The organism is Epilithonimonas hungarica (assembly GCF_900102265.1).
Lineage (GTDB): Bacteria > Bacteroidota > Bacteroidia > Flavobacteriales > Weeksellaceae > Epilithonimonas > Epilithonimonas hungarica.
The window spans coordinates 244,362-266,028 of sequence record NZ_FNBH01000002.1; the positions used below are offsets into that span (position 1 = coordinate 244,362).

23 protein-coding genes and 1 tRNA gene are annotated in these 21,667 nt (G+C 36.5%); 4 read left to right on the top strand and 20 right to left on the bottom strand.

Annotated elements, in window-relative coordinates:
* Nucleotides 1-165: 165 nt before the first annotated feature.
* Together BLT30_RS08365 and lpdA are read right to left on the bottom strand one after the other, a co-directional pair.
* Nucleotides 166-1,104 (bottom strand): proline and serine-rich protein 1 family protein, encoded by a 939-nt coding sequence (locus tag BLT30_RS08365; protein ID WP_089873128.1) that lies wholly within the window; start codon nt 1,102-1,104, stop codon nt 166-168.
* A gap of 165 nt (nt 1,105-1,269) precedes the next feature.
* A complete protein-coding gene (gene lpdA / locus BLT30_RS08370) occupies nt 1,270-2,673 on the bottom strand; it encodes a dihydrolipoyl dehydrogenase (protein ID WP_089873718.1) in 1,404 nt (467 codons plus the stop codon).
* Between the two features lie 125 nt (nt 2,674-2,798).
* Between lpdA and BLT30_RS08375 the strand changes: the two genes are divergently transcribed.
* On the top strand, nt 2,799-3,452 hold the full coding sequence (locus BLT30_RS08375; RefSeq protein WP_089873129.1) for a YggS family pyridoxal phosphate-dependent enzyme: 654 nt from the start codon (nt 2,799-2,801) through the stop codon (nt 3,450-3,452).
* A gap of 75 nt (nt 3,453-3,527) precedes the next feature.
* Here BLT30_RS08375 and BLT30_RS08380 read toward each other — a convergent pair whose 3' ends face one another.
* From BLT30_RS08380 to amaB, 10 genes are all read right to left on the bottom strand, one after another.
* Nucleotides 3,528-4,622 carry a glycosyltransferase family 4 protein gene (locus tag BLT30_RS08380; RefSeq protein ID WP_089873130.1) on the bottom strand — a complete coding sequence of 365 codons (1,095 nt, stop codon included), beginning with the start codon at nt 4,620-4,622 and terminating at the stop codon, nt 3,528-3,530.
* The gene (locus BLT30_RS08385; RefSeq protein ID WP_089873131.1) at nt 4,622-5,410 is read right to left on the bottom strand and encodes a polysaccharide deacetylase family protein; all 789 of its coding nucleotides are present in this window, start codon (nt 5,408-5,410) and stop codon (nt 4,622-4,624) included. The genes BLT30_RS08380 and BLT30_RS08385 overlap by 1 nt, the downstream gene beginning before the upstream one ends.
* The gene (locus BLT30_RS08390) at nt 5,411-6,340 is read right to left on the bottom strand and encodes a glycosyltransferase family 2 protein (protein WP_089873132.1); all 930 of its coding nucleotides are present in this window, start codon (nt 6,338-6,340) and stop codon (nt 5,411-5,413) included.
* Between the two features lie 10 nt (nt 6,341-6,350).
* Nucleotides 6,351-7,520, bottom strand: coding sequence for a glycosyltransferase family 87 protein (locus BLT30_RS08395; RefSeq protein ID WP_089873133.1), 1,170 nt, complete (start codon nt 7,518-7,520; stop codon nt 6,351-6,353).
* 67 nt (nt 7,521-7,587) lie between these two features.
* Nucleotides 7,588-8,400 carry a 2,3,4,5-tetrahydropyridine-2,6-dicarboxylate N-succinyltransferase gene (locus BLT30_RS08400; RefSeq protein ID WP_089873134.1) on the bottom strand — a complete coding sequence of 271 codons (813 nt, stop codon included), beginning with the start codon at nt 8,398-8,400 and terminating at the stop codon, nt 7,588-7,590.
* 100 nt (nt 8,401-8,500) lie between these two features.
* Nucleotides 8,501-9,040 carry a C40 family peptidase gene (locus BLT30_RS08405; RefSeq protein ID WP_089873135.1) on the bottom strand — a complete coding sequence of 180 codons (540 nt, stop codon included), beginning with the start codon at nt 9,038-9,040 and terminating at the stop codon, nt 8,501-8,503.
* Between the two features lie 265 nt (nt 9,041-9,305).
* Nucleotides 9,306-9,379 (bottom strand) — tRNA-Ala (locus tag BLT30_RS08410).
* Nucleotides 9,380-9,499: 120 nt separating this feature from the next.
* Nucleotides 9,500-9,727, bottom strand: a complete 228-nt coding sequence (locus BLT30_RS08415) for a putative signal transducing protein (RefSeq protein WP_027385066.1) — start codon at nt 9,725-9,727, stop codon at nt 9,500-9,502.
* Between the two features lie 67 nt (nt 9,728-9,794).
* Nucleotides 9,795-11,114, bottom strand: a complete 1,320-nt coding sequence (gene lat, locus BLT30_RS08420) for an L-lysine 6-transaminase (protein WP_089873136.1) — start codon at nt 11,112-11,114, stop codon at nt 9,795-9,797.
* 9 nt (nt 11,115-11,123) lie between these two features.
* Nucleotides 11,124-12,662, bottom strand: coding sequence for an L-piperidine-6-carboxylate dehydrogenase (gene amaB / locus BLT30_RS08425; protein WP_089873137.1), 1,539 nt, complete (start codon nt 12,660-12,662; stop codon nt 11,124-11,126).
* Between the two features lie 354 nt (nt 12,663-13,016).
* Here amaB and BLT30_RS08430 point away from each other — a divergent pair, with 354 nt between their 5' ends.
* Nucleotides 13,017-13,208: a hypothetical protein gene (locus BLT30_RS08430; RefSeq protein ID WP_089873138.1), complete on the top strand. Its 192-nt coding sequence runs from the start codon at nt 13,017-13,019 to the stop codon at nt 13,206-13,208.
* Here the strand turns inward: BLT30_RS08430 and BLT30_RS08435 are convergent.
* Both BLT30_RS08435 and era read right to left on the bottom strand, forming a co-directional pair.
* Nucleotides 13,202-13,627, bottom strand: a complete 426-nt coding sequence (locus tag BLT30_RS08435; RefSeq protein WP_089873139.1) for a DoxX family protein — start codon at nt 13,625-13,627, stop codon at nt 13,202-13,204. The two genes, BLT30_RS08430 and BLT30_RS08435, sit on opposite strands and share 7 nt — an antisense overlap.
* A 62-nt stretch (nt 13,628-13,689) precedes the next feature.
* A complete protein-coding gene (era, locus tag BLT30_RS08440; RefSeq protein WP_089873140.1) occupies nt 13,690-14,565 on the bottom strand; it encodes a GTPase Era in 876 nt (291 codons plus the stop codon).
* A 154-nt stretch (nt 14,566-14,719) separates the two neighbouring features.
* Between era and BLT30_RS08445 the strand changes: the two genes are divergently transcribed.
* Together BLT30_RS08445 and BLT30_RS08450 are read left to right on the top strand one after the other, a co-directional pair.
* Nucleotides 14,720-15,400: a T9SS type A sorting domain-containing protein gene (locus BLT30_RS08445; protein WP_089873141.1), complete on the top strand. Its 681-nt coding sequence runs from the start codon at nt 14,720-14,722 to the stop codon at nt 15,398-15,400.
* Nucleotides 15,401-15,494: 94 nt separating this feature from the next.
* Complete coding sequence (locus tag BLT30_RS08450; protein WP_089873142.1) at nt 15,495-16,499, top strand: DHH family phosphoesterase; 1,005 nt, start codon at nt 15,495-15,497, stop codon at nt 16,497-16,499.
* 206 nt (nt 16,500-16,705) lie between these two features.
* On the opposite strand, the gene BLT30_RS08455 is transcribed toward BLT30_RS08450, so the two are convergent.
* From BLT30_RS08455 to BLT30_RS08480, 6 genes are all read right to left on the bottom strand, one after another.
* Nucleotides 16,706-17,071 (bottom strand): DUF1304 domain-containing protein, encoded by a 366-nt coding sequence (locus BLT30_RS08455; RefSeq protein WP_089873143.1) that lies wholly within the window; start codon nt 17,069-17,071, stop codon nt 16,706-16,708.
* Nucleotides 17,071-17,853: an alpha/beta fold hydrolase gene (locus tag BLT30_RS08460; RefSeq protein WP_089873144.1), complete on the bottom strand. Its 783-nt coding sequence runs from the start codon at nt 17,851-17,853 to the stop codon at nt 17,071-17,073. Before BLT30_RS08460 ends, BLT30_RS08455 begins: the two co-directional genes overlap by 1 nt.
* 3 nt (nt 17,854-17,856) lie before the next feature.
* Nucleotides 17,857-18,354, bottom strand: coding sequence for a hypothetical protein (locus tag BLT30_RS08465; RefSeq protein ID WP_089873145.1), 498 nt, complete (start codon nt 18,352-18,354; stop codon nt 17,857-17,859).
* Between the two features lie 74 nt (nt 18,355-18,428).
* Complete coding sequence (locus tag BLT30_RS08470; RefSeq protein ID WP_089873146.1) at nt 18,429-18,947, bottom strand: ExbD/TolR family protein; 519 nt, start codon at nt 18,945-18,947, stop codon at nt 18,429-18,431.
* A 126-nt stretch (nt 18,948-19,073) separates the two neighbouring features.
* Nucleotides 19,074-19,508: a GNAT family N-acetyltransferase gene (locus tag BLT30_RS08475; RefSeq protein ID WP_089873147.1), complete on the bottom strand. Its 435-nt coding sequence runs from the start codon at nt 19,506-19,508 to the stop codon at nt 19,074-19,076.
* Nucleotides 19,509-19,510: 2 nt separating this feature from the next.
* The gene (locus BLT30_RS08480) at nt 19,511-21,580 is read right to left on the bottom strand and encodes a protein-disulfide reductase DsbD family protein (RefSeq protein ID WP_089873719.1); all 2,070 of its coding nucleotides are present in this window, start codon (nt 21,578-21,580) and stop codon (nt 19,511-19,513) included.
* Between the last annotated feature and the right edge of the window lie 87 nt (nt 21,581-21,667).

Below are 21,667 nucleotides of genomic sequence, written 5' to 3' on the forward strand. Positions count from 1 at the left end.
GATGTTAGATATTAGACAACAATTCTCATAATAAATAAAAATCATTATTTTAAAAACACAAATTGCCCGCAGCCGACTTGAGCAGAAATCCTTTTAACGCAACGCAGTGGAGTGAAAGATTGACTATGTCGAATAAAAAAAGAGAAGCAATCGCCTCTCTCTGATCTATTGTTTTGAAATGTAATCCCGTAATTCCTGAGCCGAACTCTGAAATTGGAAAGCAGGATAGATCACAAAATAATTGACAGGGTCCACACATCTTGAATAAGAATATTTTCCAATCTCTACTCTATCTTTATCGTAGGTCAAGGCCTCGAGAAGGGATTTTACCTGTTCAGACGTCACCATGGCATTTCTTAGTTGCTGCTTGATGACAGAAACTTTATCATCTGCAAATTTGGTGTTTTTAACGACTTGCAAAAAGGCATTAAAACTCGCACTATTCATCACGTTGCCATAGTGATTCCCTTGATTGCCATTGTAACCACCTTGATTACCTGTTCCGTAATAAGGATCCCATTGTCCAGAATTTCCATTGTTGTACGGAGAATTCCACATATCATCCCAAACATCACCATAATTACCATAAGCCTGGTTTTGAAGCTGATAAGTTCCCAGAAGATACAATCCGCGATTACTAAAGAAATCCAAGACCAATCTGGAATTGTTACGAACATTAACCCTTGTTCTATACAGCAGATATCCGTTTCCATAAACAGAAATTGGAACCAAACCCGGAATGATATCAAAAAATCGATATTTTCCAGAAGAATTAGCCGACATCTGGTCGCCAACTTCCACAGTATAAAAACCTCGTTCGGGGATTCTTAAGAATATCTCCGCATAGCCGTAACCATAATTTTGATTCCAGTCGTAGCTTGGATTCGGTCTGTTGTTGGGAATATTATTGTTGTTATTCGGGTTACTTCTATAATTTGAATTATCTAATGTTCCGCTTCCTCTTTTTCCAGATGTTTCTGGTCTACGAGTCTGCATTTCATTTTTAGAAGCTTCATTTTTCAACAGTTCACCGGCTTTTCCTGCTTCTTGAGCAAAAGCCACTAAACTTAAAAGAAAAACACAAGTAGTAAATATTTTTTTCATATCTAATAGTTTATTTTATAATATCAAGTCTAATTCTACAAATATGCCAAATTATCAATTAAAATATCTATTTTGTCAAATAAAAATTCAAATCACTGAATATAAAGCAATTAAAAATAAAAAGAGAAGCAATTTGCTTCTCTTCCTAAATATATTAAGTAAATCTTACATATGAATCGAACGCTTTCCAGTCGCATCCAAAGCGGCTTCTTTAACCGCTTCTGCATAAGTCGGGTGCGCGTGAGAACTTCTAGCTATATCTTCCGCACTTGCACGGAATTCCATTGCAATAACGCCTTCTGCAACTAAATCAGCAGCTCTGGCTCCAATCATATGGAAACCAAGAACTTCATCTGTTTTTGCATCAGCAATGATTTTCACAAATCCGTCTGTATCTCCACTTGCACGGCTTCTTCCTAAAGCTCTCATTGGAAAATTCCCCACTTTGTAATCTACACCATCAGCTTTCAGTTGCTCTTCCGTTTTACCAACACCAGCAACTTCCGGCCAAGTATAAACAACACCAGGAATCAAGTTATAATTGATGTGAGGTTTTTGTCCTGCCAAAATCTCAGCAACCAAAGTCCCTTCCTCTTCAGCCTTGTGCGCCAACATTGCACCTTTGATCACGTCACCAATTGCGTAAATGTTAGAAACATTTGTTTGCAAATGGTCGTTGGTTTTCACTCTTCCTCTTTCGTCCAGTTCAACACCAGCTTTTTCCAATCCAAGTCCGTCTGTGTAAGGTCTTCTTCCTACAGAAACCAGAACATAATCACCTTCGAAGTTGACTTCTTCTCCTTTTTTGTTTTTAGCAGTTACTTTCACAGAATCTCCGTTTCTCTCAACAGCAGAAACCGCCGTAGAAAGTTCGAATTTCATTCCTTGTTTTCTAAGAACTTTTTGTAATTCTTTGGAAAGAGCACCATCCATTCCCGGGATAATTTTGTCCATAAACTCGACAACAGTTACCTGAGAACCTAATCTCAAATAAACCGAACCTAGCTCAAGACCGATAACACCACCACCAATAACTACCAAATGTTTAGGAATTTCTTTCAAATTCAAGGCTTCTGTAGAAGTAATGATTCTTTCTTTATCTAAAGTAATGAAAGGTAAAGATGATGGTTTAGAACCAGTTGCGATAATTGTATATTTTGAATCGATAGTTTCAGATGAACCATCGTTTTTCGTCACTTTGATTTGAGTGGCAGATTCGAAACTTCCAAGACCTTCAAAAACAGTGATCTTGTTTTTGTCCATCAGGAAGTTGATTCCTTTTGTTGTCTGCTCTACAACGCTATTTTTACGTTCAATCATTTTTGCCAGATCTACTTTCGGCTCATTGATGATTATTCCGTAATCAGCAAACTCATGTTTTGCCTTTTCAAAATGTTCAGAACTGTCAAGCAAAGCTTTGGAAGGGATACAACCTACGTTAAGGCAAGTTCCGCCCAAAGTAGGATATTTCTCAATAATTGCTGTTTTGAAACCCAATTGTGCAGCTCTGATGGCTGCTACATATCCGCCAGGACCAGAACCGATAACGGTTACATCAAATTGACTCATATTTTTGTGATTATTATTCGAAAAAAATTTCCTCAAATTTACGAATTTTAGACCAATTCCGGAACTGATTTTCGTAAGATAATTAATGCCTATTTTTGCACAAGTTTTTCTAAATCTCATTAAAAATGTCAATCGAACAAAATTATCAGGACATCCTTTCCCAGCTTCCTCAAAATGTAAAACTGGTTGCAGTTTCCAAAACCAATCCGGCAGAGAAAATCAAGAAAGTTTATGATTTGGGACAAAGAGCTTTTGGAGAAAACAAAGTTCAGGAATTATTGGAAAAACAGCCTGTTCTTCCCAATGATATTGAATGGCACTTGATAGGACACCTTCAAACTAATAAAGTCAAATATATTGCCGACTTCATTTCAATGATAGAAAGCATTGACAGCGAAAAGCTCTTGAAAGAAGTGGATAAAGAAGCTGCAAAAAACAATAGAAAAATCAATGTTTTGCTTCAAGTCAAAATTGCAAAAGAAGAGACAAAATTTGGTTTGACAGTTGGTGAAGCAAAAGAAATCTTCAATCAATATCTTGAAGGAAATTTCCCAAATATCGAAATCAAAGGATTGATGGGAATGGCGAGCTTTGTGGATGATGAAACTCAAATCCGTGAAGAATTTTATGTTTTGAAAAATCTATTTGATGACTTATCTCAACTGAAACCTTTGGAAACTCTTTCAATGGGAATGAGCGGTGATTTTCCTTTGGCCATCGAATGTGGCTCAAATTCTGTAAGGGTTGGTTCTGCGATATTCGGGGAAAGGAATTATTAGCTGTTGGTTGTCAGTTGATAGTTGAGGTTTTGTCGGGCTGAGGCTCTCGAAGCCTTTCTAAAAAGTTAACTTCCTTTAAACCAAACTTTCGTAAACCTTCATCATTTCATTTGCAATCACCTCATCGTTAAATTTCTGAACAAACTGTAAACTTTTTTCTGCACGGCGTTTTCTCTCGGATTCGTTTTCCCAGAGGAAAAGGATTTTGGCCTTGATGTCATTCACATTATAAGGATTGACATAGACTGAATCTGGTCCGCCGGCTTCAGGCAAACAACTTGTATTGCTCGTAATCACAACAGTTTCGGAAAATAAAGCTTCGATGACAGGAATTCCAAAACCTTCAAAAAAACTTGGATAAATGAAAATTTCGGCGAGTTTGTAAATCCCAGCCAGTTCTTCCATAGAAACGCCTGAGAGGAATTGAACTTCGATTTTATTTTTCTCAATTTCTTTTTCAATCAATTTAAAATATTTCGGCTTTTTGGCTCCGACAACTACTAATGGAATTTTAGAATCCTTTAAAGCTTTGACCACATTTAAAAGATTTTTTCTTGGCTCAATCGTCCCGACATTCAAAATAAATTTTTCCGGAAGATTGAATTTTTCTTTAATTTGCTTAAGGATTTCCTCAGATTGTTTTTCTTTGAAACTGGCGTGACAACCTTGATAAACCACTTCGATTTTACTTTCCGGAACTTTCAGATAATGAATAATATCTTGCTTGGTCTGCTCAGAAATTGCAATAATCTTATCTGCAGAAAAAGACGCCTTTTTAAATTTCCAAAAATGGATTTTTCTATCAATCCACGTGTAATATTCCGGGAATCTTTCGAAAATCAAGTCGTGAATGGTAACAATTTTTTTAATTGGTTTTGAATTCCATTTCAAAGGTAATTCTCCAGACAAACCGTGGAAAATATCCGCACCATTATTTTGTGCATCGATTCCGGTGTTGAGCTGTCGGGAAAGCGTACCTTTAGTTGTTTGGACGAAAGTCACATTGGGCAATTTCAATATCGCTTCGCCACGTTCCGACTTCTTTTTATTGAATAATAAATATTGATTATCAGGAAAATACGTCGCTAAAACCCGAACCAGATCACGGGAATAATTTCCTAAGCCAGACCAGCTGGAAAAAATACGTTTGGCGTCGTAAGCAATCTTCATTAATTCTTATTTTTTTGAGTCCAGTTTTCCAAAAAATCCTTGGTTGTGGAAAATTGATAATTATTTTTCTTCGCCCATTTGATGAAATCATCAAAACGATTTACCATAGCTTCATTTGTATTTTTAAACGTGAATCCAGGCAACTTATATTTTGGATTCGAGATGTCTGAAAATTCCCAAGGATGAAAGTAAATATTTAAAAATCCTGTGGCGTTTAAGGATAATTTGGATAACAATTTATAAATCCAAAGTGGAAAGTTATGAAAACTTAACCAAAACAACGGAACTCTAAACATCGTAGAAACCGAAGCCGGAAATTGCAGCACTTTCTTTTGCCAGAATGGATTCCTATTAACTTTAAAGTTATTATATCTTCCTGGTAAATAAGTTGGATTGATGGATGAATTGTAAAAATAGCCTGCATCAGAAACCGCATCTTCCGAAACAGGACTCATTCTCGGCATTCTGAGGCCAACCACTTTTGTATCGAATAATTTTTCTAATTCCTGTTTTGATTCCGCCAAATGTTTCTCCTCAAACTCCGAATGAAACCAAGTATGCGAAGCCAACTCGTGGCCTTCGGAAAGTAATTGCTGAACTAAGTCTTGATTATTCTCAGCAAAAACAACCGTTGAGAAAAAAGTAGCTTTGATTTGATTCTCTTTCAAAATCCTAAGAATATTCTCCAAACCTTTTCTGGAAATCGCCAATTGCTCCTCTAAAGGAATCTCGCCATTGTATTCCAAAGGCATATCAAATTCTTCGATATCGAAACTTAGTAAAATCATTTATAAATTTTTTGAACGAATAATATAATTCGGGCGTTCTTTGACTTGCTTGAAAATCTTGCCTAAATAAATCCCGAATATCCCTAAGATAATTAACTGTAAACCGCCGAAAAAGACAATCGTCATAATCAGCGACGCCCAGCCGGAAATCTCGGTGCCGGAAACAAAAGATTCAACCACATAAATGCCGTAACCAACCACGGAAAGAGCAGAAAACATAAATCCCAGATATGCCGCAAGATAAAGCGGCTTCACGCTGAATGCAGTAATTCCTGTGAAAGCGAACTTCATCATTTTTTTGATATTATAACTGCTTTCGCCAGCGTTCCTCTCGCCTGCCAAAAAGTTGACTGAGGTTTGCCGAAACCCCATCCAGCTTGTCAAACCTCGGAGAAATAAATCGTCCTCCGTAAAATTCTTGAAAACCTCAACAACACTCGCATCCAGCAAACGAAAATCAGAACCGCCACCCTTCTTCAAATCGACATCTGAAATCTTTGACAAAAGTTTGTAAAATCCTTCGGAAGTTTTTCGTTTGAAGTAAGAAATTTCTTTGGGATATTTTCTATTTGTCAGAACAACATCAAAACCATCTTCCCACTGCTGAATCATCTCAGGAATCAATTCCGGTGGATGCTGTAAATCGGCATCCATTGAAATAACAGCATTTCCGTCTGAAAAATCCAATCCTGCTTTTACAGCAGGCTGATGCCCAAAATTACGGGAAAATTCGATGAATTTAATCTCACTGTTCTTGCTGGCAAGCTCTTCTAAAATCAGCTGCGTTTTATCCCGGCTTCCATCATTCACAAAAATAATCTCAAAATTATAATTGTCCAGTCCGGAAAAAACGGATTTTATTCTTTGATGAATCAGAGAAATATTGCCCTCTTCGTTGTGTGCAGGAATTACAATTGAGATTTTTTTCATTGTTTCGTTTTTAATCTAATCGATAATCCTTTTCGAAATCCTTTGTCAGCAATTCGTACATCACTCTGAACCAAACCAATATACAAGGAATCGCTTTGGTAGAGTATTTAATAAAAACTTCTTCTTTTACTGACTTCGGAAATAGATCCGAAAAAGCGAAGCAGGTGAAAATCATTACAAAAATCAACAATCCGACATCAACTTTGCTGATATTTTTCTGCATCAAAAACCATATCATAACTCCGGCAACAGCAATAATGTAAGTCGGACTTTCCGAACCTGAACTGAAAAGTACGACAAATAATAGCGTAGACGACAGAATCATCATTTGAAAAGGTAAAAATTTGAATTGTTTTGTTCTGATGTAAGGCAACATAAACAAGAGAAATCCAGGAATTAAAAAAATAAGATTAGAAATATTAGCATCACCCAAAATTCTTCTCACAACACCCATCAATGAATAATCCTGACGTGTTCCTAAAGCTTGATTTTCAAGATTTTTCCCTGACAGAGAGGCGTACCAATCGAAATACGACTGAATTCCGAATTTCGGACTGGAAATCAGCATTGGCAAAACAAAAAATATAATTGCAATGACAATTAAGCTTATTATAAACCGAAGTTTGTTTTTGATAAAAAAGAAAGCAGACAGGCCAACAATTCCGTAAACTTTGACAAATGCTCCAATCAGAATCGAAAATGCGGACTGGGCTTCTTTTCTTTCATAAATATAAATCGCGGACAACATCAATAATCCTGTCAAAATAATATTGAACTGAAAATAGGTCGCCGCAGTAATGAATTCCTGAAGACAAAGCCAAGCAAAAAATGATTTCTTCCTGTCAGAAAATGGAAGTTTGTAAATGGCATGTAGAAAAACCAATGTACTTGCAACGTTCCATAGAATAGCTCCCAAACCGTCCGGCATCATTGCAAAAGGTGCAATCAAAAGACTGAAAAATACACCGTAATGATTGCTGTCAAAAAACAAATCGGGATATTGCAGGAAAATATTCTTTTCTTGCAAAGTATTGTAAAAAACACCTTTGAAAATCAAGTAGTTGTTGTAACCACCTGTTCCTCTTTTATATTTGCTATATGCAGTAAGACCTGCAACAATAATATAGATTACGAAAATGATTCTGTAATCTGAGATAAATTTTAAGAATTTTTGTTTCACAAAATGGTTGTTAGTATTAGATAACTGCCTATCAGATTTGACAGGCAGTTTTTATTTTTTCTAAATCCTAAACCGCAACATTATTTTCTCTCAACGCATCATTCAAGGATGTTTTCTTGTCTGTGGATTCCTTTCTTTTTCCAATAATCAAAGCGCAAGGAACCTGATATTCTCCGGCAGGAAATTTCTTGGTATAACTTCCAGGAATCACAACTGAACGCTCTGGAACGTAACCTTTCGTTTCCACAGGCTCATCTCCTGTTACATCAATAATTTTAGTGGACATTGTAAGGCAGACATTCGCTCCTAAAACTGCTTCTTTACCAACACGAACGCCTTCCACAACGATACAACGAGAACCAATAAACGCATCGTCTTCAATAATTACCGGTGCAGCTTGCAATGGTTCAAGAACCCCACCAATTCCTACTCCGCCGCTCAAGTGAACATTTTTACCGATCTGTGCACAGCTTCCTACAGTTGCCCAAGTGTCAACCATTGTCCCGGAATCTACATAAGCTCCGATATTAACATAAGAAGGCATCATAATCACACCACTTGCTACAAAACTTCCGTGTCTTGCGATTGCGTGAGGAACTACTCTTACACCTTTCTCTGCATAATTTTTCTTCAAAGGAATCTTGTCGTGGAATTCGAAAGGACCAACTTCTATGGTTTCCATTGTCTGGATTGGAAAATACATCACCACGCCTTTCTTTACCCACTCATTGATCTGCCATCCGTTTCCCGTTGGCTCAGCCGTTCTCAGTTCTCCTGCATCCAGTTTCGCAACTACTTCTCTTACGGCATTCTGATACTCTTCCTCTTTTAAAAGTTCGCGGTTATCCCAAGCTTTTTCAATTTTTTCCTGTAAAGACATTTCTTAATTATAATTGATTAATAATTGATTTTATAAAATAAAAAAGCTCAATAAAAAATTATTGAACCTCATCATTATATCTGTTGGCAAAAATAATAAATTATAGAACACTTCTTGCAAAAAGAAACGCTTTATTCCAATAAGCTTCGTTAAGAGATGAAATAATAACACCTTTGGAAGTGGATGCATGGATAAAAGTGACTTCCCCACTATTCAGAATATCGTGAACAATCCCAACGTGTGTCACAGCAGAACCACCAGCAGTAGCAAAAAACAGCAAGTCTCCTGGTCTCGCTTCAGAAACGTTGATACTGCGCCCTTGTTTTGCCTGGTCAGAAGAGCGTCTCGGCATTTGGATCTTTTCTTCGTCAAAAACCTTGCACACCAAACCTGAACAATCGAAACCGGCAGGTGTGTTACCTGCATATTTGTAAGGAGTCCCCAAATAATTCTCGGCATTGTCCAAAATCGAGGCTCTTGTTCCGGAGACATTTCCGGAATAGGATGAATTCAATTTTTTGAGATTGGCAGATTTATTTGTTGTTGAAGGTTTTTTGTAAGTATATTTTTTTGCGGACCTGGAAGTTCCACAAGACATCATAAATATTGAGAAAAGTATGAGTAGTACAGATTTTTTCATTTAATTAAATTTAAAAAAATAGTTTTTCCCAATAACACTCATTTTCGATTACTTAACAAAAATAGAATACTTATTTAAATTAAACAAGAGTTTGAAATGAAATCTAAACAACTAACACTCTTAATTAAAAAAATTAAGAGGGCAACTAGTGCCCCCTTTAATCAATAATCTGGTTTCTATGAACTCGAATATCTGAATAAATGAATACAAATCTCTTGCCATAAAACAAAATAAACTTCTGAGATTCAGAAGTTTAATAATCAAGTGGAGAATACGGGGATCGAACCCGTCACCTTTAGACTGCCAGTCTAACGCTCTAGCCAGATGAGCTAATTCCCCTTTTGTTCTGCAATGATAATCATTTTGCAGAATATCATCAAAATTTATTTTTGAATAAAAATCGGGCTCAAATAAATTTGAACCCGACTTCTGTAAAACGTAAAATTTAAAAATATGAAATCAATTTTGGTTTGATTTTAAATATTCATCAATGATATCAAATGCTCTTTTCTCGTCCTTGATATCAACTTTAATAAAAGTATTGGTTGCAGTGGGAGTTGATAGAAAACTAAGGTAAGAATTCTCAACATCGCATTTGATTCCTGCATCTTCCAGCTTAGATTTCATCAGCTGGATCTCCTGTGGACTGCTACTTTCGTAGACAGCTACTCTAGTCGTTGCATCCATAAATTTTTGATTTTGATTTTGTTAAAGCATAGCAATTTATGAAAAAAATATCAAAATCTAAAATTCCTTATATTAAATTCTCAAATATCTGATTAATTTTATCTAAAACAATCTGGATTTCTCCTTTTGTTATATTAAGGTGTGGCCGGAATCTAAGCGACTGGTCACCACAAGTTAAGATAATGATCCCTTCATCATAAAGCTTGCTTCTCAGCCATTCTCTGCTTTCTCCATTTTTAAGGTCAAAAGCGCACATCAATCCTTTTCCTCTGGCCGCAGAAATATGGTCTGGAAATTTCTGTTCCAACTGCTTCAGTCCATCTAATAAAAACTCGCCTACAACTCTGGAGTTTTCAACCAGGTCTTCATTTTCTATAATTTCCAAAACCAGTTGAAAACGAAGCATATCGATAAAATTGCCACCAAAAGTAGAATTGATCCTTGAGCTTTCTTTAAAAACGTGATGCTCTACCTCATCAAGCTTTTCTTTGTTAGCCAAGATTCCGCAAACCTGAGTTTTCTTTCCGAAAGTGATAACATCTGGAATAATATCAAGGTGTTGGAAAGCCCACATTTTTCCTGTCATCCCAATTCCGGTCTGGACTTCATCAAGGATTAAAAGAATTTCGTTTTCGTCACAGATTTTTCTTAATTCAGCAAAGAATTCATTTCTGAAATGATTATCTCCACCCTCTGCTTGAATTGGTTCGATAATCACACAGGCCACCTCATCCGGATTTGCCAAAATCGCTTCCTGAATATGCAACAATGCCAATTGCTCGTGCTTGATCGTTTCTTCAAGATTATCTTCCGTAATTGGGAAATTAAGTTTTGGATTGCTAATTCTTGGCCAATCAAATTTTGGGAAATACTGGTGTTTTCTTGGGTCAGAAGTATTGGTCAAAGACAAAGTATAACCACTTCTCCCGTGGAAAGATTGTTTGAAATGGATCACCATTCCAGCTTCCTTATCAATATTCTTTTGCCAGTTTTTTCTTGTTTTCCAATCAAAAGCTGTCTTCAAAGCATTTTCCACAGCCAAAGCGCCGCCTTCTACAAAAAAGCAGTAAGGCAATTCTTTCGGAATAGCAACTCTTGAAAAAACCTCCATAAAGTCGGCATATTCCTGAAGATAAACATCACTCAAAGTTGGTTTGTAAATTGCCATTTTCCCAAGCCAATTAGCCTTTTCCAAGATATAAGAATGATTATATCCAACGGAAGCGGATGCGAACATAGAGAACATATCGAGATATTCCTTCCCGGTCAATCTGTCAACAATGTAGGAGCCGTGGGATTTTTCATAATCCATCACAAAATCGAAACCGTCTGCAAGGATGTGTTTCCCTAATGTTTCTTTTACTTTATTTTCTGTAGTTGTTATCATATTGCGTTTTTATAGATCAAATTTAATTCCTTGAGCCAAAGGTAAGCTTGTAGTATAATTGATGGTATTGGTCTGTCTTCTCATATAATATTTCCAGACATCGGAACCGGATTCTCTTCCGCCGCCGGTTTCTTTTTCACCCCCAAAAGCGCCTCCGATTTCGGCTCCGGAAGTTCCGATATTCACGTTGGCAATTCCACAATCTGAACCTCCGTTTGAAAGGAACAATTCTGCTTCTCTCAAATTTTGGGTCATAATCGCAGAACTCAATCCTTGCGGAACATCATTTTGAATTGCGATCGCATCATCCAGAGTTTTATATTTGATCAAATAAAGAATTGGTGCAAAGGTCTCGTGCTGAACTATCTCATAACTATTCTCAACCTCAGCGATACAAGGCTTCACGTAGCATCCAGAATTAAAATTTTCGCCTTTCAAAATGCCACCTTCAACCACAAACTTTCCTCCTTCTGCTTTACATTTTTCGATGGAATCCTGATATTGTTTCACCGCAGCTTTGTCGATAAGCGGCCCAACATGGTTGGACTCATCCAAAGGATTTCCGATCTTCAGTTGTCCGTAGGCTTTTACCAAACGGTTTTTCACTTCATCATAAACAGATTCGTGAATGATGAGACGTCTTGTGGAAGTACATCTTTGCCCAGCCGTTCCAACCGCACCGAAAACTGCTCCGATAATTGACATATTAAGGTCCGCATTTTCTGTGATGATAATCGCGTTATTTCCGCCCAATTCCAAAATCGATTTTCCGAAACGTTCCGCTACATTTTTGCCTACGATCCTTCCTACTCTGGTAGAACCTGTGAAAGAAACCAATGCTATCTTTTTATCATTGACCAACCTATCTCCTATCTCATGGTCGGCAATTACCAAATTTGAAATTCCCTCTGGCAAACCATTTTCTTTTGCTACTTCCGCAAATATATTTTGACAGGCAATCGCGCAGAGCGGTGTTTTTTCTGAAGGTTTCCAAATGACCACGTTCCCACAGATCCAAGCTAAAGCTGCATTCCAGCTCCAAACAGCAACGGGAAAATTGAAAGCTGAAATAATTCCAACAATTCCTAATGGATGATATTGCTCATACATCCTATGTCCTGGTCTTTCAGAATGCATCGTGTAACCATGAAGCTGACGAGACAACCCTACTGCAAAATCGCAGATATCGATCATCTCCTGAACTTCGCCAAGACCTTCCTGCAGAGATTTTCCCATCTCGTAAGAAACCAATTTTCCCAAATCGTCTTTGTACTCTCTGAGTTTATTCCCAAATTGACGAACTAGATCTCCGCGTTTTGGTGAAGGGATCTGTCTGAATTCTTTATAAGCTTCCTGGGCTTTTGCTACCACTTTTTCGTAGTCGGTGACATCCGAAGTTGTTACGGAAGCAATCAAATCTCCGTCAACCGGAGAGTAGCTTTCTATTTTTTCGCCAGAAGAAAAGAAATCCAAACCTGTGGAAGCACCATTGTTCTCTGTTGAGATCCCTAATCTTTTTAGGCTTTCTGATATTGAAATTGAGGACATAAAGTTTTTTATTTTTTTAAAGGCTCTAAAGATAAAAATATATTTTGACCAGCAAAATCAAAAACTAACAATCGTTAGCAAATGGGGTTGGAGAGTTTGTGAGTTGGAGAGTCGTGGAATAATTGAGATTTGCAAATGCGTAAGGGCGAAGGGCATTGTTGGAGCTCCTCGCCAGAGGCGAGAGCGACTGCCCGAAGACCGACCCGCTTGTTTTTTGCCATCTAGGAAATTGTTTTGACAGAATTAGCATGAAGGCAAAAAAACAAAGGGATACGCCCAAATAATTTTTGAGATCCAGATTATTTTGAATAAGTCTAAATTGTAGAATTTTTCTTATTTTTGAAAAAAATAAAAATGGAAGATCAGCTGCAGACAACAGAAGAAAAGAAACTGCCGAAGTGGAAGAGTCTGTTAAAAAAATTCGGAATTGGAGGAATTATTTTTTTTACCGTGAAAGGAATTATTACTTCCACATTGATCTATTTTCTAGGAAAAAACTTTTGGGTTATTATCAAAGATCATGTCACACAATGGTTTGGTCAATAGGCCTCTTCTTTCTTTGTTATCAATTGATCTAGTGAAAACTTGCCTGAACCCAATATCAAAATCACAAAATATATAAAAAAATACAGGACGCTTAATTCTTGTTCTTTATAAGTGTCTGAACCATGTGCTACAAAGCAAGCTACCAACATTGCAATCATCAGCGGAATACAAGCTACCCTTGTAAATAATCCAAAAATAATAAACAACGAGCATAGAAATTCTGCCAAAACCACCAAAACCATAGAAAATATAGATCCCATCCCAAGGAAATTCATGAATTGGATCTGATTACTCGTCACTAATGTCTCTAATTTTGGAATCCCGTGTGTCAGCATCGATAGTCCTGCAAAAACCCGGATGATCAATATCATTATATCTGTAAGGTTGGGATTAGGTTTTGTAGAATTTATATTTTTCATTCTGTGTTTAAAAAAAATATTTCAATCAAAACTACAAAAAAATCCTTTATTAAAAAGGATTTTCATCTATAACCAAAGTTTTTGAGATCTCTGTCATTCTTTCGCCAGTCTTTTTTAACCTTGACAAAAAGATTGAGATGAATTTTCTTGCTAAAGAATTTTTCGAGGTCGATCCTGGCTTCCGTCCCCACTTTTTTGATGGCTTCGCCTTTATGGCCAATGATGATCCCTTTTTGTGTATCGCGCTCGACATAGATAATTGAATCTATGAAGATAATACCTTCTTTTTCTTTGAACATTTCCGTCACTACTTCTACAGAGTAAGGAATCTCTTTGTCATAATTCAGAAGAATTTTTTCACGGATCGCCTCATTCACAAAGAAACGTTCCGGCTTGTCTGTATACATATCTTTATCATAATATGCAGGACTTTCTGGCAACATATCCTTAAGTTTCGGAAGAATAATATCCAGATTGAAAGAATTAAGTGCCGAGATAGGCAAAATCTCTGCTTTCGGGATTCTCTCGTGCCAATCAGTTGCTATTTTTTCAAGGTCTTGCTGGTTCGTCTGGTCAATTTTATTGAGTAAGAGTAGAACCGGAACAGGGATCTTGTTCAGTTTATCAATAAGGAATTCCGATGGTTCAGCCTTATCTGTCACATCCACAATGAAAAGAAAAACATCCGCATCTTGCAAAGAGTCTTTTACAAAATCCATCATTTTTTCCTGCAAACCATATTTTGGATCCAGAACACCTGGCGTATCAGAAAAGACAATTTGTAAGTCCTCTTCATTATAAATCCCGAAAATACGGTGACGTGTGGTTTGTGCTTTCTGGGTCACGATCGCCAGCTTTTCACCCATCAATTGATTGAGAAGTGTAGACTTTCCTGCATTCGGTTTCCCGACGATATTTACGAATCCTGCTTTGTGCATTATCTGTTTGAATAAAATTGAATTGAGCCGCAAAGGTACTGAAATTTTAAAGTAAAGATTCTAAAATATTTAACATACCAATTATCAACAATTTACACTATAATTCCAAAAAATATTTTTTAACTTTAATCTCTAATTAAAAACTTATATATCTATGAAAAAACTTTACATTTTAATTTTTGCGGCTAATTTATGTTCTGCACAAAACGCAGAATTATTAAATACAGACTGGCAAATCACTCAAATTGTAGGCGAAACAAATCCGGTTGGTCAACAACCTCCGCCAATGCCATATCAGCAAGTCACACGTTTTGGTGCCGACTCCCCACAACTCAGTTTATCTTATTTCAATAATATCTCAGCCAATTTAACTTATAGTGGTGAAAACATATTCACCGTAAATGATAAATTTTGCACTTTGGCAGATTATATGGCAGACAATGGTGAAGTTAACCAGTTCTTTGAACGATTGTGCAGTTTCTTCACAAATTCACAATCCTATTATTATAATATTGTAAGTAATGGAAATGGAAAAACCTTAACAATTGGCAATGCTATATTCGAAGAAATTCATTTTAAATCGGCGACGCTAAGTACAAAAGATAATGAGTTGACCACAATTATTGCTTATCCAAATCCCGTAACAGACATTATAAAAATTGAAAACCTGAAACCTAGTTCATCATTAGAACTAATTGACAGCTCAGGAAAATTGGTAAAATCAGTTTCTAATATCAATTCAGCCAAAACAGAAATTAATATTAAAAATCTGACTTCAGGAATTTATTATCTAAAAATCAACGGGCAATCCGTTCAAAAGATCATTAAAAAATAATTATTAAAAACAATAAAAATCGGTTCAAATTTGAGCCGGTTTTTTTATTTAAAATCCTACCTTTGGAGTTTATCATTTATTCAAACAATCATTTATGTTTACAGCCAAAGAAATTTCAGAGATCAATCATCTTCTCGTTCCGGAAAAGAACATCGTTATTGTAACGCATCATAATCCTGACGGAGACGCAATAGGTTCTTCTCTTGGCCTGAAACATTATCTGAAAACTAAAGGAATAGATGCTACAGTGATCACTCCAAACGATTTTCCAAAGTTCCTGAAATGGATGCCGGACGCTAAGAAGATCGTGATCGGAGAATATAAAAGAAAAGTTGCTGGCGAAGCCATTTATAACGCAGACGTTATTTTTTGCCTTGATTTCAACTCACCTTCCAGAATTGGGATCCTTGGAGATTGGGTTACAAAATCCAGAGCAAAAAAAATACTGATCGATCATCATCAGATGCCCGAACAATTCGATTATGTCTATTCTGATACAACAGTTCCCGCAACTTGCCAAATGGTCTATCATTTCATTCAGGAAAACAATGACGAAAAATCAGTCAATCTGGATATAGCCGAGTGTCTTTATACTGGAATAATGACCGATACCGGAGGATTCCGATTCCGTTCTACAAGTGCAACAACACATAGGATCGTAGCTGAACTCATCGAGAAAGGTGCTGATCCGGCAATTATAACGTCCAATACCTGGGACACCAATACAATTTCCCGATTACATCTACTTTCATTAGTTCTTAGCAGGATCGAGTTGACCAAAGAAGGAAAAGTTGCCATTCTTTGGCTGAAACGTTCTGAACTGAAAGAATATGGCTTTGACAAAGGTGATACGGAAGGTTTTGTAAATTACGGCTTAAGCGTTCTCGGAACCAAAATGGCGGTTTTCTTTATGGAAGACCTTTATGAAGATTTTATCAAAATTTCTTTCCGTTCCAAGGATTCTGTGGATACGAATCAATTTGCGAGAAAATATTTCAACGGTGGCGGACACATCAATGCCTCCGGTGGGAAATATTTCAAATCGATCGAGGAAACGATTGAGGACTTTAAAGAGAAGATTGAAGCCGAGGAGTTTTAATGTGATATCCTTTAAATATTACATTGTCATTCTGTGGTGGAAGATCTCTAATTTATTGACAAAACCCATAGCCCAGATGGGAACGGCATCTTTTTTTGTATTGACTGCAAACTTTGTTTTTGGTTACAAAATGCCTAAGACAAAAAAAATAAAGCACTTCGACTCCGCTCAGCATAAATTACCAGCGGGAATCAGCTCCTAGAAATCTATCTCGACAACACGAAAACCAAAGCAATAATCGCCGGTAAAGCCTGAACGAAAAATATTTTCTTGGAGGCTGACAATGCACCGTAAATTCCTGCTACAATAACACACGCAAGGAAGAAAATTGCGACATTTTTTGCCCAAATCTGGTCACAAATAAAGAAACTCCAGATGAGTCCAGCAGAAAGAAATCCATTGTACAAACCTTGATTGGCAGCAAGTTTTTTTGTTGGTTTGAACATCTCGTCCGGCAATGAACCTTTGAATGTTTTTTTACCGAGGGTTTCCCAAGCAAACATTTCCATATAAAGGATATAAAAGTGTTCTAATGCAACGATTGCGATGAGGATCTTTGAGATTATTTCCATTAGAAAATGAGTTTTTTTGGTAAGTGATGTAATAATTCGGTATTAATAATAGATGCACAGATCTCTGGTTTTTCCCAATGTCCATTATGTCCACAATCTAAAACGTAGGATTTGATATTGGTTCTTTCGGGAAGATCTTTGATTGTTTTTTCTGAGTTGACGGCAGAATCGTGATTGCCTAATAGAACCAAAATTTTGCCTTCAAAGTTTTCTAAAACCGATTTTCTGTCGGGACGCTCGATCATTCCCTTTTGTGAAGCCAGAACACCTTCAACAGAAGATGTGTAAGCTATTTCTTTTGCAAGCTTTATTTTGAATTCTAGAATATCATGCTCATTGGGGTTGAAGAGATTTGGAACGCCTGCGTTTACGAAAGCCCGGAGGTTTTCTTTGATGATCCTTAAACCTTTTCTTCTGGTTTCTTTTTTCGCTTCGTCATCGGAAAAATAAGTAGAGAAAAATAGAGTGAATGACTTCAAAAACTGAGGATATTTTTCTGCAAAAGCCAAAGAAATATAACCGCCCATAGAATGTCCCAGCAAATGAAATTCGGTCAAACCTAGTTGATCGATCACTTTCTTGACCTTATCCGCCATTATTTCAGAGGTTTGGATATCTGCAACAACTTCCGATTTTCCAAAGCCTGGTAAATCGATCTTTATCAACCGGAATTTCTCTGATAAAAATGGGATCATATCATCCCAAATCGACAGATTCTCCATAAAGCCATGAAGTAGAATCAGGTTTTCCGAACCATTTCCCTGTATTTCGTAATTGAGCATAATTTACATTTTGATAATTATTTTATCTCCAAATCCTGCATTATTGACAGATTCGTAAAGTTTGAAAGTTTTTCCTCCATCTTTTGTTGAAAAATTTCTCTTACCCTTTCTTACATCCAATTTTCCGTTGTCATAATCAGAAATACTTTGCGTAATCGTTCCATCAAATTTAAGGTTTTTCGGAGAAGTCATTTTTGCAGTTCCTTCAATCTTTACAAAATTGCTTCCTTCTTTATTCCCGCCAGAGATCTTATATTCGTCTTGTCCTATTTTCGTGAAACTGATTTTACCATTTCCAGATATCATATCATGCGTCAAAATATGCGTTCCCTCAAGATCTTTGAAACTCCGGCTACTGAGAATGCTATCATTGATCTTTGTTCTCACAGCATTTATAGAATCGATGATCTTTGCACTATCAACTTTTGGAGTTGTTGTTTCTTCAGATTTTTTACAAGAAAAGATCAATAACAAACCAAAAATTGGGAAAAGCTTTTTCATAGTTTTAATTTTCCTTACGAAAATAAATAAAAAAGAGCGTCTGGCAGACACTCTTTGTAAAATATTTATATTAATTACAGAACTTTTTTCTGGTACAAATCTTTTTCTTTGTCATTCATTTCCGAGATTCCGTAACGTTCAGACCTGGTTATTGCCAATTCATCCAGCATATCGACCAAAGTTTTATATTGCGAATCATCAGCAGGCTTTATAATCACTGTGAAATTTTCTTTTTTCGGAGCGCTTGCTTTTGCCGACTCTATGGTTTTTGCAACTTGAGCTCTGTCGAAAGAGACTTCTTTCAAACTGTTATCATTCAGATTTTTGCGTTCATCCTGATAATAATAGACCTTGCTGTCCTTTCCAAGAATGAATGTGATCGAGTTTCTATAATCAATGTCTGTTGGACCATGTGGACCTTTTGCCGGTAAACCAAGATCCATCACATTTGGTTTTGAAAAATTGGTTGAGAATAAAAAAAATGTAATCAGCAGAAAACCTAAGTCCACCATCGGGGTCATATCTACTTTAATTCCAATTCTACCGTTTTTTTTGCTTCCTTTTGAGCGGTCATTAACTTGTACTTCTGCCATCGTTTTAAATTTTAGTAATTAGTAATAGAAAATAAAAATTCATAATGATAATGAATCATTATGGACTATCGAATACAAATTATATACCTAATTTATTATTTTGTTATAAAAATACTATTTACCAAATTATAAATTTCCCCATTGTTTCCAAGTCATTTGAAATTTGATCTCTTTTCCGTGGGTCCCAATCTCTTCCCAACCGGAGGATCTATAGAACTTTTCTGCTCTTGTATTTGGTGAAGTTCCAAGCCAGACAGGATTTTCAGTTTGTTGAAAATACCAGTCTAACATGATATTATGCAATTGTTTTCCGATACCTTGATTTTCAAATTCTGGGTTCAAAAACAAAGCCCAAATATTATTCCCCACCAAATCTACGATTGCAAAACCGACGATTTCATTATCAATTTCACAAACCCAACCTTTTCCATTGTCTGTTAAATAAATTTCGTAATCTTTGTCTTTCACGACATCAGGATCAGATAACTGATTTTCTTTTACAGAATTGCGGACGATCTGCATTTGTCGGATATCATCAATTTTGGCTTCTCTGAAAATCATTTTTACTTGTTTTTAAAATAATCAATTCCACACTTCAGGAATTTTTTAAAATCCTCTTTCGGCATATATCCAGAAACCGGCGGATTGATCACTTTTTGGTCAGGCGTTACCAAAACATAGTGTGGCTGGGAATTATTATTAAAGTTAACCTGCTGGAAAAGACTCCATTTGTCGCCAATCGTTTTCACTTTCTTCATTTGACCTTCACCCATATCGATTTTGATCTGTTCATTTTCCGGCAGCTCTTCTTTATCATCAACATAGACCGAAGCAATTATCAAATCATTCTGAAGAATTGGCAGAACATCATCCTGACTCCAAACGAATTCCTCCATTTTTCGGCAATTTTCACAACCGTATCCTGTGAAATCTATCAAAACCGGTTTGTTTTCTTTCTTCGCAACTTCTATCGCTTCGAAATAATTATGATAAGGTTTCAATCCAAGAATTCCGTCTTCTTCTTTGTGGAAATAGCTGACATTCAATGGAGGTAAGATTCCGCTCAGCATTTGTAATTTCGGTTTTTCCGAAGGAATCAAACCTTGAATCAAATATCCAATAAATACAATTCCGAAAACACCCAAAATCCTTCTTGTTAAAGAAATTTTCGGTTTCTTATCATCGTGAGGAAATCTGATTTTCCCGAAAAGATAAACCACCAATCCAATCGCAATGATGATCCAAAGCACGATGAACAATTCTCTTTTCAGCAGGAATGTTTTGGAGACCAGATCGGCTTTTGAAAGGAATTTTAAAGCCAAAGCTAATTCGATAAATCCAAGAACGACTTTTACGGTATTCATCCAGCCTCCGGATTTCGGTAAACTTTGTAAAGCTTGCGGAAACAATGCCAACAATCCAAAAACTAATGCCCAGGCCAATCCAAAACCAGCCAGAGCAAATGTCAATAGTGTAGGGACATTGGTTGCTCCAGCAACCACTCCGCCTAATAAACTTCCCAAAATCGGGCCTGTACAAGAGAACGAAACGATGACCAAAGTCAAAGCCATGAAGAAAATCCCAATCAATCCGCCCGCTTCTTCTGCTTTGGAAGATTTGTTAGCGATTGAACTTGGCAAAGTGATTTCGTAATACCCGAAAAAGCTTAAAGCGAAGAACAAGAATATGGCAAAGAAAAATAAGTTGAGCCAGATATTTGTCGAAATCTGATTGAAAATATTTCCCGAAATTCCGTCAATAATATGAAACGGAATACTCAACAAGACGAAAATCAACAGAATGAAAAATCCATAGATGAAAGCATCTCTTTTTCCTTTTGCTTTGTCTTTGTTTCCCTTTGTAAAGAACGAAACTGTCAATGGAATCATCGGAAAAACGCAAGGTGTGAGTAGAGCAATCAATCCACCTAGAAATCCTAATCCAAGAACCAGCCAATTGTCATCGTTTGGTTTTTGCTGAGCGGTTCCGCAATTCGTCAAAGGATTTTTGAAATCCAGAGAATTGACTTTCAGACCATCTTGTTTTGCAACTGCTGGAGTTTCAATATTTGTTGGCTTTAGAATCGTTCCAACTTGTCCGGCCGGAGCAACTTCATAAACCGTATCTTTTGTTTTTTCAATAGTTTCTTCAGAGGCAACAGCCGTTTTACTTCCTTCAATTTGTTTTTCAAATTCCAAAGTATTCGGAGCTAGACAAACACGGTCATTACAAGTCTGATACATTATTTCAGCTGTAATCGTTGCCGGTTTAGTTGCATCTTTCGGTTTGAATTTCTGCTTGAAAACAACTTTGTTGGAATAATAAACAATCTGAGCGCCGAAAGCTTCCGAAAATTCATCGTGCTTTTTGCCGATTTCCTGAACCTTTCCAAGCAATTGAATTCCCTGTTTTGAAGTAATTTTAAATTCAGTCGGAATCCCGGAATCTGGTGGTAAATCCTGAGAATAAATGTGCCAGTTATCTTCAATCGTACCAGTTAAAACAGCCTCATATTCATCTTTGCCAACAGGATTGACATCGAATTTGAACTTAACTGGATTTTTTATCTGTGCATTGAAAATGGTTATTATAAATAGAAAAAGTGTTGACAACACCAGTTTGAAATCTTTCATTTTTTGAATAATTTTAACCACATAGGCACAATAGTTTTATTTTAAAATTTAGAAATAAAAAGTTAAAATAGATATCTGAAATTCTAT